General features: G+C 65.4%; 13 protein-coding genes. 7 read left to right on the top strand and 6 right to left on the bottom strand.

Annotated features, from left to right (window positions below; all coding sequences use genetic code 11):
- The first annotated feature begins 1 nt into the window (after window position 1).
- From DK26_RS22610 to DK26_RS22620, 3 genes are all read left to right on the top strand, one after another.
- Window positions 2–583: an NAD(P)H-dependent oxidoreductase gene (locus DK26_RS22610; protein ID WP_066477367.1), complete on the top strand. Its 582-nt coding sequence runs from the start codon at window positions 2–4 to the stop codon at window positions 581–583.
- Window positions 584–676: 93 nt separating this feature from the next.
- Complete coding sequence (locus DK26_RS22615) at window positions 677–1,150, top strand: MarR family winged helix-turn-helix transcriptional regulator (RefSeq protein ID WP_066477370.1); 474 nt, start codon at window positions 677–679, stop codon at window positions 1,148–1,150.
- A 113-nt stretch (window positions 1,151–1,263) separates the two neighbouring features.
- Window positions 1,264–2,181, top strand: coding sequence for a DMT family transporter (locus tag DK26_RS22620; protein ID WP_248310072.1), 918 nt, complete (start codon window positions 1,264–1,266; stop codon window positions 2,179–2,181).
- A 12-nt stretch (window positions 2,182–2,193) separates the two neighbouring features.
- Here the strand turns inward: DK26_RS22620 and DK26_RS22625 are convergent, their stop codons facing one another.
- The gene (locus DK26_RS22625; protein ID WP_349236336.1) at window positions 2,194–3,132 is read right to left on the bottom strand and encodes an NAD(P)-dependent oxidoreductase; all 939 of its coding nucleotides are present in this window, start codon (window positions 3,130–3,132) and stop codon (window positions 2,194–2,196) included.
- Window positions 3,133–3,302: 170 nt separating this feature from the next.
- On the opposite strand from DK26_RS22625, the gene DK26_RS22630 reads away from it, so the two are divergent.
- Window positions 3,303–4,304 (top strand): substrate-binding domain-containing protein, encoded by a 1,002-nt coding sequence (locus DK26_RS22630; protein WP_248310073.1) that lies wholly within the window; start codon window positions 3,303–3,305, stop codon window positions 4,302–4,304.
- Window positions 4,305–4,392: 88 nt separating this feature from the next.
- On the opposite strand, the gene DK26_RS22635 is transcribed toward DK26_RS22630, so the two are convergent.
- The 5 genes from DK26_RS22635 to ugpC form a co-directional block, all read right to left on the bottom strand.
- The gene (locus DK26_RS22635) at window positions 4,393–5,283 is read right to left on the bottom strand and encodes an NAD(P)-dependent oxidoreductase (RefSeq protein WP_083533479.1); all 891 of its coding nucleotides are present in this window, start codon (window positions 5,281–5,283) and stop codon (window positions 4,393–4,395) included.
- 55 nt (window positions 5,284–5,338) lie between these two features.
- On the bottom strand, window positions 5,339–6,241 hold the full coding sequence (locus tag DK26_RS22640; RefSeq protein ID WP_066477376.1) for a carbohydrate ABC transporter permease: 903 nt from the start codon (window positions 6,239–6,241) through the stop codon (window positions 5,339–5,341).
- Entirely contained in the window at window positions 6,234–7,187 is a 954-nt protein-coding gene (locus tag DK26_RS22645) for a sugar ABC transporter permease (RefSeq protein WP_066477379.1), read from the bottom strand. The genes DK26_RS22640 and DK26_RS22645 overlap by 8 nt, the downstream gene beginning before the upstream one ends.
- Before the next feature lie 60 nt (window positions 7,188–7,247).
- On the bottom strand, window positions 7,248–8,555 hold the full coding sequence (locus DK26_RS22650; protein WP_066477384.1) for an extracellular solute-binding protein: 1,308 nt from the start codon (window positions 8,553–8,555) through the stop codon (window positions 7,248–7,250).
- A 118-nt stretch (window positions 8,556–8,673) separates the two neighbouring features.
- A complete protein-coding gene (gene ugpC / locus DK26_RS22655) occupies window positions 8,674–9,726 on the bottom strand; it encodes a sn-glycerol-3-phosphate ABC transporter ATP-binding protein UgpC (RefSeq protein WP_066477386.1) in 1,053 nt (350 codons plus the stop codon).
- 254 nt (window positions 9,727–9,980) lie between these two features.
- Here ugpC and DK26_RS22660 point away from each other — a divergent pair, with 254 nt between their 5' ends.
- The 3 genes from DK26_RS22660 to DK26_RS22670 all read left to right on the top strand — a co-directional run bounded on the left by DK26_RS22660 (window position 9,981) and on the right by DK26_RS22670 (window position 12,721).
- Complete coding sequence (locus DK26_RS22660) at window positions 9,981–10,745, top strand: FadR/GntR family transcriptional regulator (RefSeq protein ID WP_066477389.1); 765 nt, start codon at window positions 9,981–9,983, stop codon at window positions 10,743–10,745.
- Window positions 10,746–10,973: 228 nt separating this feature from the next.
- Window positions 10,974–11,918: a 2-hydroxyacid dehydrogenase gene (locus DK26_RS22665; protein ID WP_083533509.1), complete on the top strand. Its 945-nt coding sequence runs from the start codon at window positions 10,974–10,976 to the stop codon at window positions 11,916–11,918.
- Window positions 11,903–12,721: an AprI/Inh family metalloprotease inhibitor gene (locus DK26_RS22670; protein WP_066477393.1), complete on the top strand. Its 819-nt coding sequence runs from the start codon at window positions 11,903–11,905 to the stop codon at window positions 12,719–12,721. Before DK26_RS22665 ends, DK26_RS22670 begins: the two co-directional genes overlap by 16 nt.
- The last annotated feature ends 121 nt before the right edge of the window (window positions 12,722–12,842 follow it).

Genomic DNA, 12,842 nt, shown 5'->3' on the forward strand with positions numbered 1-12,842 from the left:
CATGCGCGTCCTCGTCGTCTATGCGCATCCCAATCCCGAGAGCTTCGGCGCGGCGCTGCACGCCGCTGCCGTCGACGGGCTGCGCCGGCATGGCCATGAGGTCGACGATTGCGACCTCTATGCCGAGGGCTTCGAGCCGGTGCTGAGCCGGCAGGAGCGTCTCGACTATCTCGACCCCGCTAAGAACGGCAGCTCGGTTGCCGGCTATGTCGAACGGCTGCGCGCGGCCGAGGCACTGGTCTTGTGCTTCCCGGTCTGGAATTTTGGCTATCCGGCGATGCTGAAAGGCTATTTCGACCGGGTCTTCCTGCCGGGCGTCTCTTTCAAGCTGGTCGAGGGGCAGGCGCAGCCGAGCCTCTGGAATATTCGCCGGCTTGCCGCGGTCACCACCTATGGCGGCTCACGCTGGCGGGCGATGCTGATGGGCGACCCGCCACGCAAGCTGGTCTGCCGCTCGCTGCGGGCGGTCTGCCATCCCACCGCCCGCCTCAGCTATCAGGCCCATTACGACATGAACCGCTCGACGTCGGAGAGCCGCGAGCGATTTTTACGCAAGGTCGGGGAGATGACCGCACAATTTTAGGTGACCGTCAAAGGACTGTCATTTGCCTGTCATGATCGCGGGCGATTGCAGAGCCGGCGAAAAGTATCGGAAATCTTTTCGGGGGGCCGGCTCATGACCAAGACGATCGAGAAAAGCGTCGGCCGGGCCTTGCTGGTCGCCGCGCGGCTGCACAGGGCCCGGATGGGCGAGCGGCTCAACGCGCTCGGGCTCTTCCCCGGCCAGGAGCAGGCGCTGAAGGCGCTGCAGGCGGCGCCGATGACGATGGGCGAGCTCGCCAGTCTGCTGCGGGTCAAGCCGCCGACGGTTTCCAAGACGATCGGCCGACTGTCGCTGCAGGGCCTCGTCAGTCGCGAGGGCGGAGGCCGCGATGGCAGGCTGGTCCAGGTCGCGCTGACCGAGCACGGCCAGAAGACCGCCACGGCGCTCGACGCGGTGTGGAACCAGGTCGAGGACGAGTTGCTCGAGAAGCTCGACTCCAAAGAGCGTAAGCAGTTGCGCAAGCTGTTGCGCAAAGTCGCCAAGGGGCTTTCGCAGGCCGGCGCCGAGCTCGACGATCCCGAAGAGGATGTGGACGACGCGGCCTGAAGCGGCCGGGCGCTCCTGCGGCATGGCGCGCATGCGTCATGGGGCTGGTCTCAGTCTTTAAATCGGTTCATTGATCTCTGGTCATTCCCCCAGAGCATGACGAGACGCCTCGCTTGTCGGCCGCACCTGCTCCGCACCCGGACACAAGCCGGAATCGCCTGACTGCCATCTTGCTGATGTGCGCGGCGGTACTGTGCTTTTCGTTGCTCGACGCTTCCGCGAAATGGCTGGGGAGCTCGATGCACACCGCCCAGGTCGTGTCGGCGCGCTATATCATCAGCGTGGCGCTGGTCTCGATCATCCTCAACCCCTGGTCGCGACCCGGCATCGTCAAGACGAGCCGGCCCTGGCTGCAGGGCATCCGCTCGCTTCTGTTGTTGACCTCGACCGCGTTGAACTTCTTCGCGCTGAAGTACCTGCAACTGGCCGAGACGGTCTCGATCATGTTCGCGACGCCGTTTCTGGTCGCGTTGCTCGCCGGGCCGATCCTCGGCGAATGGGCCGGGCCGCGCCGGCTGGTGGCGATCGCGGTGGGCTTCGTCGGCGTGCTGGTGATCACGCGTCCGGGGCTCGGCGGCCTGCATCCGGCGGCGTTGCTCACCGTCTGCGGCTGCTTCTGCTACGCCTTCTACAGCATATCGACGCGGATGCTCGCCGCCAGCGACTCCCCGGAGACGACGATGTTCTATTCCGGCATGGTCGGCGCGGTGGTGATGGTGCCGCTGGTCCCGTGGTTCTGGTCCTGGCCGGCCGACGGGCTGAGCTGGCTCTTGATGCTGAGCACCGGGCTTTTCGGAGCCCTCGGGCATTGGCTGCTGATCCTGGCGCATCAGCGCGCGCCGGCGAGCATGCTCTCGCCCTTCAACTATTCGCAGATCGTTTGGATGGTGGCGCTCGGCTGGTTCGTCTTCGGCCAGATTCCTGACCGCTACACCTTCATCGGCGCGAGCATCGTCATCGCCTCAGGCCTCTATCTGCTCTATCGTGAGCGGGTCCGGGCCGTGCCCGAAGGCTCGGCCCGGCTGGATTAGAGGGCGCGCGGCTCAGCCCTTGTCGGCGAGCGAGAGGCGGTTCTGCGACGCCACGAAGTCCGAGAGCATCGGCACGAAGTCGTCGCCCTTGCCGGCCGCGACGGCCTGGGCATAGACGTTCTTGACGGCGTTGCCGACCGGATTAGGCACGCCGGCATCGTTGGCGACCGTTTCGAGATAGCGGACATCCTTCAGCGCGTTCGACAAGGTGAACTTGTGGGCGTCGCGGTCGCGCTGCAGCACGTACTGCATGAAGGTCTGGTAGAAGCCGCAATCCATCCGGCCGCCGGAGATCACGCTGTTGAAAGTTTGGGGCGTAATGCCGATCTTCTGCGCCAGCGTCAGCGCCTCGGAATAGATCGCGCCATAGCCCATCGAGAGGAAGTTGTTGAGCAGCTTCATCTTGTGGCCGTCGCCGACCGGACCGAGATGCACGACCTTTTGTGCCCATGCGTCACAGACCGGCTTGATCCGCGCGAAAACCTCGCTGTCCGCCCCAATCATGGTGGAGAGTTGGCCTAGAGCCGCTTGCGCGGGTGTGCCGCCGAGCGGAGCATCGCAGAGGTGGAGACCAATGGCCGAGAGTTGGGCTGCCAGTCTGACGGTCGAGCTCGGATCCGAGGTCGAGCAGTCGACGATGATGGTGCCGGGCTTTGCGCTGGCCGCGATGCCGTCTGGGCCGTTGACGACGGCTTCGACCTGCGGCGTTCCGGTGACGCAAAGGAAGATGATCGAGGTCTTCTCGGCGAGTTCCCGCGGCGTCGCGGCCTCCTGCGCGCCAGCAGCCTTGAGTTCTTCGACTGGTTTGCGGTTGCGATGCCCCATGACGGTCAAGGGGAAGCCTTTGGCGAGGATACACGAGGCCATGCCTTGACCCATGAAGCCTACGCCGATGAAGCCGATCGATTCTTTCTGAACGGTCATCTTTAGTTTCTCCGGATTATATGAGATGGACTGTGAACATGCGGAACGATTTGACCAAGAACTGGTTGAAGGCCGTGGTTAACCCGCTTCAGGAGAAGCGTTTTATGGCTGGTGACGGAAACCTGCGTGACCCTTCTTCGTTCGGGAAGGGCTCGGCAGTGCCTCGGGAACGCTTGGGAGGGCGGGGCCGCGTTACCTTGCAGATCATTGCCGACCATCTCGACGTCTCGACTGCGACAGTCTCGCTCGCCCTGCGCGGTAGCCCTCTCGTCGCCGATGCGACCAAGCAACGCGTCCAGAAGATCGCGCGCGAGATGGGCTACAGCTACAACCGCAGCGCGGCCTCGCTGCGGACCGACCGGACCAACATTCTCGGCGTCGGCTTCCACGACATCACCAACCCTTATTTCGCCGAGCTTCTGGCCGCTATCGAGGAAACCGCGGCGGCCAATGGCCGTTCGATCCTGCTCGGCACCTATGCCGAGAACCTCGAGCGGCAGGACCGGGTTCTCAACACGCTGAAGGAATACCGCCCCGACGGCATGATCATCTGTCCGGCCGGAGGAACGACGGCGGAGACGCTGGCGCATCTGATGGCGGCGCAGGTGCCGCTGGTCCAGCTCTCGCGCGAGATTTCCGGCGTCGACCTCGATTTCGTCGGCTCCGACGACCGGCACGGCACGGTGCTCGCGATGGAGCATCTGCTGGAGCTCGGCCATCGCCGCATTGCCTTCCTCGGGCAGAGCGAGCTGATCTCGACTGGCCGCAACCGCCATCGCGGCTATCGCGAGACGCTGGTCAAATACGGCCTGCCGCTCGACCCGGCGCTGGTCTACTCCGGCTGGGGAACCCGCGAGACCGGGTTGAAGGGCGTGCAGACGGTGCTCGACGTCGAAAACCCGCCGACGGCCGCGGTCTGCTTCAACGATCTCACAGCCTTCGGCGCCATGCTCGGTCTGCGCCATCGCGGGTTGGAGGCGGGCGAGGGCTTCTCGCTGATCGGCTGCGACGACGTCCAGGAAGCGGCGCAATGGTACCCGGCGCTGACGACGATCAAGAACTTCCAGGACGATATGGGGCGCCAGTCGGCCGAGATGCTGCTGCGCCGCATCGCGGAACCCGCCGCGCCCGCACGCCGCGTCGTGCTGAAGCCGGACCTCGTGGTGCGCGGGACCACGGCTCCGCCGCGCAAGCATTAGGGCGCCGCGCCGCTCCGGTTTGGCGTCGACGGCCATGCTACCCGCCTGCAGACCCCTCTGTCCGCAGGCGGCGCACTGCTGATCACATTCAGGCATCATTGGCCGCTTTGGGGTTCAGCGCGCGATAGGCACGGACGACCTGCGAGTCGTCGCGCCCGCCATGGCCGAGGCCCGAAGCGGCGAGGAACATCTGGTGCGCCGCAGCGGCGAGCGGCAGCGAGGCCTTGGCGGCCCGGCCGGCATCGAGGACGATGCCGAGATCCTTGACGAAGATGTCGACGGCGCTGGCGACCGGCGGTTCGTCGTCGAGCATGCGCGGCCCGCGATCCCGGAGCATCCAGGACGAGGCGGCCGACCCGCCCATGATCTCGAACAGCAGCGCGCCGTCTATCCCGGCCTTCTGTGCCAGCGACAGCGCCTCGGCCGCGACCGCGATGTGGACGCCGCAGAGCAGCTGGTTGACGGTCTTCACGGTCGCGCCCTGGCCGGGCTTCAGCCCGACATGGAAGACCTTGTCGCCCATGGCGTCGAGCATCGGCCTGGCGGCGTCGAAATCCGCCTGCGCGGCGCCGGCCATGATCGTCAGTGTGCCGCCGCGCGCGCCGTTGACGCCGCCGGAGACCGGCGCGTCGACAAAGCGACGGCCTGTCTTCTCCACCTCGGCGGCGATCGCCTCGACCTCGCCGGGTGGGCAGGTCGCCATCAGGATGACGGTCGCGGCCGGTGCAAGGGCGGCGAGCGCGCCGGCGTCGAACAGCACGGCACGGGCCTGCGCGGCATTGACGACCATCAGGATCAGGGCATCCGCGCCCTGCGCCGCGTCGCCGGCGCTCGCCGCGGCATGGCCGCCGGCTGCGGCTAGGGCGTCGCGCGCCTGCTGGCGCATGTCGAAACCGGTGACGCGGAACTGCTTCTTGACGAGATTCTCGGCCATCGGCGCACCCATTGCGCCGAGGCCGACGAAGGCGATCGAACTCACAAAACCAACCTTTATGCTGATAGCGGGCCCGCCCCTGGACGGGCCCGGCAGGGACTCATTCCTTCACCGCGCCGGTGAGCGAGGCCACGTAATAGTCGACGAAGAAGGAATAGAGCAGGGCGACCGGGATCGAGCCGAGCAGGGCGCCGGCCATCAGGGAGCCCCAATGGTAGACGTCGCCCTCGACGAGCTGGGTCAGCACGGCGACGGGGACGGTCTTCTTCTCCGCGGACTGGATGAAGGCCAGCGCGTAGATAAACTCGTTCCAGGACAGGGTGAAGGCGAAGATGCCGGCCGAGATCAGGCCTGGCAGCGCCAGAGGCAAGGTGATCTTCCAGAGCGTCTGCAGCCGGGTCGCGCCGTCGATCATGGCGCATTCCTCAAGCTCGAACGGGATCGACTTGAAGTAGCCGATCAGCAGCCAGGTGCAGAACGGGATCAGGAAGGTCGGATAGGTGAGGATCAGCGCCCATTGCGAGTCGAACAGACCGAGCTGGAAGATCAGCGTCGCCATGGGGATGAACAGGATCGAGGGCGGCACGAGATAGGCGAGGTAGATGCCGAGCCCGACATATTGCGAGCCCTTGAACTTCAGGCGCTGGATCGCATAGGCGGCAAGCACGCTGGAGAACAGGGAGAGGGCCGTCGCGACCGTGGCGACGGTCATCGTCGTCAGCAGCCATTGCGGATAGTCGGTCTGGAAGAGCAGCTTGTTGATGTTCTCCAGGGTCGGCGATTTCACCCAGAACGGGTTGTTGTTCTTGTAGTCGTAGAGTTCCGAGTTCGGTTTGATCGCCGTGATTGCCATCCAGTAGAACGGGAACAGCAGTATGATCACGAAGAGCGAAAGCGGCAGATAGAGGGTGATGAAGCGGCGCGGTCCGGACGACCAGTCGATGACGCCGGCCTGCTCCTTCTCGACCAGATGCGGGCGTGCCGCAGCAGCTTGATCAGTCATTGTCTTCTCCCTGCTGCCATTTGCGGCGGGCGAGCGCGAAGTAGCTGAACAGCGTCGCCATCACGAGGAAGGGGATCATCGCCACGGCGATCGCCGCGCCCTCGCCGAGCTGGCCGCCGGGGATGCCGCGCTGGAAGGCGAGCGTCGCCATCAGATGGGTCGAGTTGATCGGTCCGCCGCGGGTGATGGCGTAGACGAGCTGGAAGTCGGTGAAGGTGAACAGCACCGAGAAGGTCAGCACCACCGCCAGGATCGGCATCAGCATCGGCAGCGTCACATGCCGGAAGCGCTGCCAGGCATTGGCGCCGTCTAGCATCGCCGCTTCGTAGAGCGCCGGCGAGATGGTCTGCAGGCCGGCGAGCAGCGAGATCGCGACGAAGGGGATGCCGCGCCAGATATTGGCGGCGATCAGGGAGAAGCGTGCCGGCCAGGGGGCTCCGAGGAAGTCGATATAGGTGTCGCGCCAGCCGAGCACATCGACCAGGATATAGGAGATGATCGAGAACTGCGGGTCGTAGATCCACCAGAAGGCGATCGCCGAGAGCACGGTCGGGACGATCCAGGGCACCAGGATCAGCGCGCGCAGCAGCGATTTGAACGGCAGGTGGTTGTTGAGCAGCAACGCCAGCCAGAGGCCGAGCGCGAACTTCCCGACGGTCGCGACGCCGGTATAGAGCAGCGTGTTCCAGACCGAGGTGATGAAGACCGGATCGTGCCAGAGCGACTGGAAGTTCTCGAAGCCGATGAAATAACCGGCGCGGCCGATGCGGGTATCGGTGAAGGCGAGCCAAACGCCGAGGCCGAGCGGATAGCTCAGGAAAACCAGCAGCAGGCCCAGGGCCGGCAGCAGGCAGATGAAAACCAGAAATGGCTTGTAGTCGAACAGGCGCGTCAGCCAGCCGTGAGAGAACTGGTGGCCGGCCCGTGCCTCGGCCGCGATCGTCATGGCGCGATTTCCCGTAATGGAGCCGCGCCGCCGCGGTGGCGGCGGCGCGGTCGTGACGGATCAGGTGCGGTAGTAGCGCTTGGCGCGGCGCTCGGCTTCCGCGGCAGCCTGTTCGGGCGTCGCCTGCCCGGCGCAGACCGAGGCGACCATCTGCACCATGACGTATTCGGCGTTGACGGTGCCGGCAGCCTCGGTGATCGCGCCCTTGTAGCCGCTCCACAGAGCGCGCTCCCAGGTGTCGCGATAGACCAGGATCTTGGGATCGCTCTCCCAGACCTTGCTCTGCGCATAGGCCTTGAGCGGCTGGGTCCAGTAACCGAAGCAGCCGGTCAGCCACTTGTCGTACTGCTCCTTCTCCATCATGAAGCGGAGATATTCCTTAGCGGCATTCGGGAACTTGGTGTGCTTGAACACCATGGCGTTGATGACCAGCGCCGTCTCGGTCGCCCGTCCGACGCCGGCGCCGACCGGCATCGGCGCATGGTTGAGGTCCTTGCCGATCGCCGCGATCTTCTCGTCCTTCGAGTTCTTGATCGAGAAGTAGAGCGAGACGCCGTTCTGGGTCAGGCCGACTTCGCCCGCCGTCAGCGCCTTGTTGTTGCTGATGTCGAGCCAGGACAGGGTGCCGGGGATGAAGGTCTCGTAGAGGGCCTTGGCGTATTTCAGCGCCTCGATCGTCTCCTTCGAGTTGATCGCGACCTTGTTGTTCTCGTCGACCATGTAGCCGCCATGCGACCAGACGAGCCAGTTGCAGAAGGCGTTGCCGTCGCCGACCGCGTTGCCGAGCGCAAAGCCCGCCGGGTGGCCGGTGGCCTTCAGCTTGCGGCAGAGGTCGAGGAACCCGGCATGGTCGGTCGGGAACTTGTCGAAGCCCGCTTCCTTGACCCAGGATTCACGATAGACCGCCGGGCCGCCGGAGCCGCCCATCGGGATCGAGATCCACTGATTGGTCTTGTCCTTCTTGCCGTACTTCTCGGCGACCGGGTACCAGCCGCCATATTTCTTGCCGAGATCCTCGGCGATCGCAGTCAGGTCGACCAATTTGTCGGCGAAGATGTGCGGATCATCGGCCCAGCCGACGACGACATCGGGGCCGGCGCCGGTATTGGCGGTCACCGCCGTCTGCGGGCGCAGATCTTCCCAGCTCGCATAGTCGACGCGGACCTGAACGCCGGTCGCCTTGGTGAACGCTTCGGTGTTCTCGTTGAAGATCGTCTGGTCGGGGTCGACGAACTTGGTCGGGCGCAGGACGCGCAGCGTCGCGCCCTTCTCGATATTGGCCGTCTGGGCGATCGACGGCGCAGGCAATGCGGCACCGGCGGCGAGCCCGGCGCCGCCGATCAATACGTCACGTCTGGAAATCGTCATGGGTTGCTCCTCCGTTGGACCGCGAGGCCCTACATGGGAGCCTCGTCAGGGTTTGTAGTCGGCGGATGCGCGGCGCCGCCCCGGGGGCAGCGCCCCCATTGGGCGGAGCGGCGTATATTCAGATGCGCTTGCCGGTGGCAGCGTCGAAGAGATGCGTGACCGAAGTATCGGGCCGGATGTGGATGTTCTCGCCCGGCTTGGCGGTGATGCGTTCGCGGAAAATGCAGGTCAGGTCCTGGCCGCCGCAGCGCACGACGACCTGAGTCTCCGAACCCATCGGCTCTATGACCACGACCTCGGCCGGAAGGCCATTGGGATCGAGCATGAGATGCTCCGGCCGGATGCCGAGCACGGCAGCCCGATCGTTCGAATCGGTCGGATGCTTGCCGATCGGCCAGATCACGCCGCCTTCGGTCTCGAAACCATTGGCGCGGATCGTGCCTTTCAGCAGGTTCATCGACGGCGAACCGATGAAGGCGGCGACGAAGAGGTTCGCAGGATTGTCGTAGAGATCGAGCGGCGCGCCCATCTGCTCGACGATGCCGTCATGCATCACGACGATCTTGTCGGCCATGGTCATGGCCTCGATCTGGTCGTGGGTGACGTAGACCGTGGTGGTCTTGAGGCGCTGGTGCAGCTCCTTGATCTCGGTGCGCATCTGCACGCGCAGCTTGGCGTCGAGGTTCGACAGCGGCTCGTCGAAGAGGAAGACCTGCGGGTTGCGGACGATGGCGCGGCCCATGGCGACGCGCTGGCGCTGACCGCCCGAAAGCTGGCGCGGATAGCGGTCGAGCAGCTTTTCGAGGCCGAGAATGCTGGCAGCCTTGCTGACGCGCTCGTCGATCTCGGCCTTCGGCGCCTTACGCAGCTTCATCGAGAAGGCCATGTTGTCGGCCACCGTCATGTGCGGATAGAGCGCATAGTTCTGGAAGACCATGGCGATATCGCGCTCTTTCGGCGGCACGTCGTTGACGACGCGCGGGCCGATGCGGATTTCGCCGCCGGTGATGTTCTCAAGGCCGGCGATCATGCGCAGCAGGGTCGACTTTCCGCAGCCGGAAGGTCCGACCAGGATGACGAACTCGCCATCATCGATGTCGATGTCGACGCCATGGATGACCTGCGTCGAGCCATAGGCCTTGCGCACATCCGCGATCTGGACTGAGGCCATCTTGGCTTCTCCCGGTCGTTCGTTTCCTCAGGGACGAGTGATCGCACCCCGGCGGCATGGCCGCAATCCCATCGGCCTCGGCTTCTTCTGAGGCCGATGACCATGGCGCGCCGCAGTGCAGGCAAGGTCTTCGCCTGTTGCGTCGCTCCCGTTCCCGGATAAAGTCATACGATAGAAACGGGCGTGTCAAGCGCTCGGCCAGAACAAGCCGGTGTCGCCGAAAGGCAGCGCGGCAGGGAGGAGAGCCAGGCCGGATGCGGATGCGCGACTCTTCGCGGGCGAGGATGCTGAGCCCCGACCGGCTGTTTGGGCAGGTTGCCCACAAGCTCGCGGTCTCGATCATCAGCGGCGCTTCGCGGGCCGGTGATCTGCTGCCGAACGAGTCCGATATCCGCGGCGAGATATCGGTCTCGCGCACGGCCTACCGCGAAGCCGTGAAGTTCCTGACCGGCAAGGGGCTGGTCGAGGCAAGGCCGAAAAGCGGTACCCGTGTTGCGCCTCGCGGATCCTGGAACCTGCTCGATCCCGATGTGCTGGCTTGGCATTTCGAGGCCGATCCGAACGAGAAATTCATTCGCGATCTCTTCGAGTTGCGGCTCTTCGTCGAGCCGAGCGCGGCGCGGCTGGCGGCACAGCGGCGCAGCGAGGAGGATCTGGCCCGGATCGAGGCCGCCTATCGCGGCATGACCGTGAATCCGCCCTATGCCGAGCTGACGGTGCAGGCCGATCTTTCTTTCCACGAGGCGATCTTCGAGGCGACGCGCAACCCGCCGCTGCAATGCCTGGCGCCGGCAGTCTGCGCTACGATCCAGTGGTCGCTGTTCCTGAAGGCGCCGGACGACCGCTTCTTCTTCACGGCGTCGCTGGTCGATCACGAGCGGGTGCTGGATGCAATCAGCCAACGCGACGGGGACCTCGCCGCGGCGCGGATGAGCGGGCTCGTGATCGACAGTCTGAACAGCACTTTGCGCCTGCTTGCCGGCCGCGCATCGGAAAATGCGAGCCGCGGCCGTGATTAAATCATACTATAAGGCGATGCTGCTCTGGCGCGCAGGGCGTGGGCGCGGTGTGTCGCTTCCTGCTTTGCGGGCGACCCGGTAATGCGCTCACCCGGATTTGCGGAGTCGCACTGAACCTCTACTGTCTATTTAATCGTTTTAATATTTTGAAATCAACCCCGATGCGGGTATCCGTTCACGTCCACGAGAGCACAGGCCATGACCGCGCAGAACAAGATCGAGATCATCATGACCGGGCCGCTGATGGCCTATGCCGCCGACCAGCTCAAGGAGCGCTTCACGGTCCACGAGCTCTGGAAGGCAGAGGACAAGGCGGCCGCGCTCGCCGAGCTCAAGGACCGCGTGCGCGGTGTCGCCGGCGGCGGCGCCCATATCAAGATCGACGGGGCCCTGTTTGACGCCCTGCCGAAACTCGAGGTCGTCTCGAATTTCGGCGTCGGCTACGACAATGTCGACGCCGCCGAGGCTGGCAGGCGCGGCCTTATCGTCACCAATACGCCGGACGTGCTGACCGACGAGGTCGCCGACCTCGCGATCGGGCTGCTGCTCGCGACCGTTCGGCAGTTGCCGCAGGTCGATCGCTATCTGCGCGAGGGCAAGTGGCTCGCCGGCGCCTATCCGCTGACCACCTCGCTGCGCAAGCGCAAGATCGGCATCGTCGGGCTCGGCCGGATCGGCAAGGCCGTGGCGCATCGCCTCGAGGCCTTCGGCGTCGAGATTGCCTATCATGGCCGCTCGCGCCAGGCCGATGTCGCCTACCGCTATTATCCTTCTCTGGTCGAGATGGCCCAGGATGTGGATACGCTCGTCTCGGTCGCGCCGGGCGGTGACTCGACCTATCGCATCATCAACGCCGAAGTGCTCGAGGCGCTCGGGCCGAACGGCATCGTCGTCAATGTCGGCCGCGGCACCGTGATCGACGAGCCGGCGCTGATCAAGGCGCTGCAGGACAAGACCATCCTCTCCGCCGGCCTCGACGTGTTCGAGGACGAGCCGCGCGTGCCGGCCGAGCTGATCGCGCTCGATCATGTCGTGCTGCTGCCGCATGTCGGCTCGGCCTCGGTGCATACCCGCGAGCAAATGGGCCAGCTGCTGGTCGACAACCTGAAATCATGGTTCGATGGCAAGGGCCCGCTGACGCCGGTCGTCGAGACGCCATGGAAGAAGGCCTGATCTCCACCCGCAACGCGAAGGGGCTCGCGGCACTCGCTGCCGGGCTCCTTCTGTTCGCCGGCCCGGCCGTGGCGCAGGGGCAGTCCCAGGCCGTTGGCCGGCCGGCCGCCGCGCCGCAATCCTTGATCGGCGCCTGGGACATCGAGAAGCTCGGCGCGTCACGGAGCTGCACCGTCACTTTCGGCTCGGAAGCGGCTGCGAAAGGCTGGCAGCTGCGCTTTCCGGCGACCTGCCGGCGGGCCTTGCCGTTCCTGAACGATGCTGTCGGCTGGGATCTTGGCCCTGCTGGCGTTCCGCGCCTTGTCGACGGGGCCGGGAAGGTGCTGGTCGCCTTCGACGAGAAGGCCAGCGGCGCGGGGCGTCGCGGCAAGGGAAGCGATGGGGCGCAGTACGGCCTCGACCCGAAGGGACATCCCCGCATCGCCGTGCGCACTGCGCCGAGCGCCGCTGAACAGGCTGCGACGGCCGCCAGCCGCCGCACCACCGTCGATCCGGCCCAGGCACCGGCGGCCGATGCCGTACCGGGCCGCTACGCGGTGATGCGTCAGCCGGGGCGGGAGGTCTGTAAGCTCGCTCTCACGGCCGCGCCGTCCGAGACTGCAGGCGCGACGGTCGCCAGTTTCGATGGTGCCTGCGCCGATACCGGGCTGACGATTTTCTCGCCCGTGGCCTGGCGCTATGCCGCCGGACGGCTCGAGCTGATCGCCCGCAAGGGTCACAAGGTCGAGCTCGTCTTCGAGGGCGGGCAATGGCGCAAGGACCCGGCGGTCGGCGCGCCATTGCTGCTGAAGAAGCTGCCTTAGGATAGGTTAGCTTTCCGCCTAAAGGCCCCTCTCGTCATGGTCGGGTTTGTCCCGACCAGCCACGTCTTCCTTCACCGAGCGCGGTGTTCAATACGTGGATGCTCGCCACTAGGGCGAGCAT

It is taken from the genome of Allobosea sp. WAO (assembly GCF_001509835.1).
Taxonomy (GTDB): Bacteria; Pseudomonadota; Alphaproteobacteria; order Rhizobiales; family Beijerinckiaceae; genus Allobosea.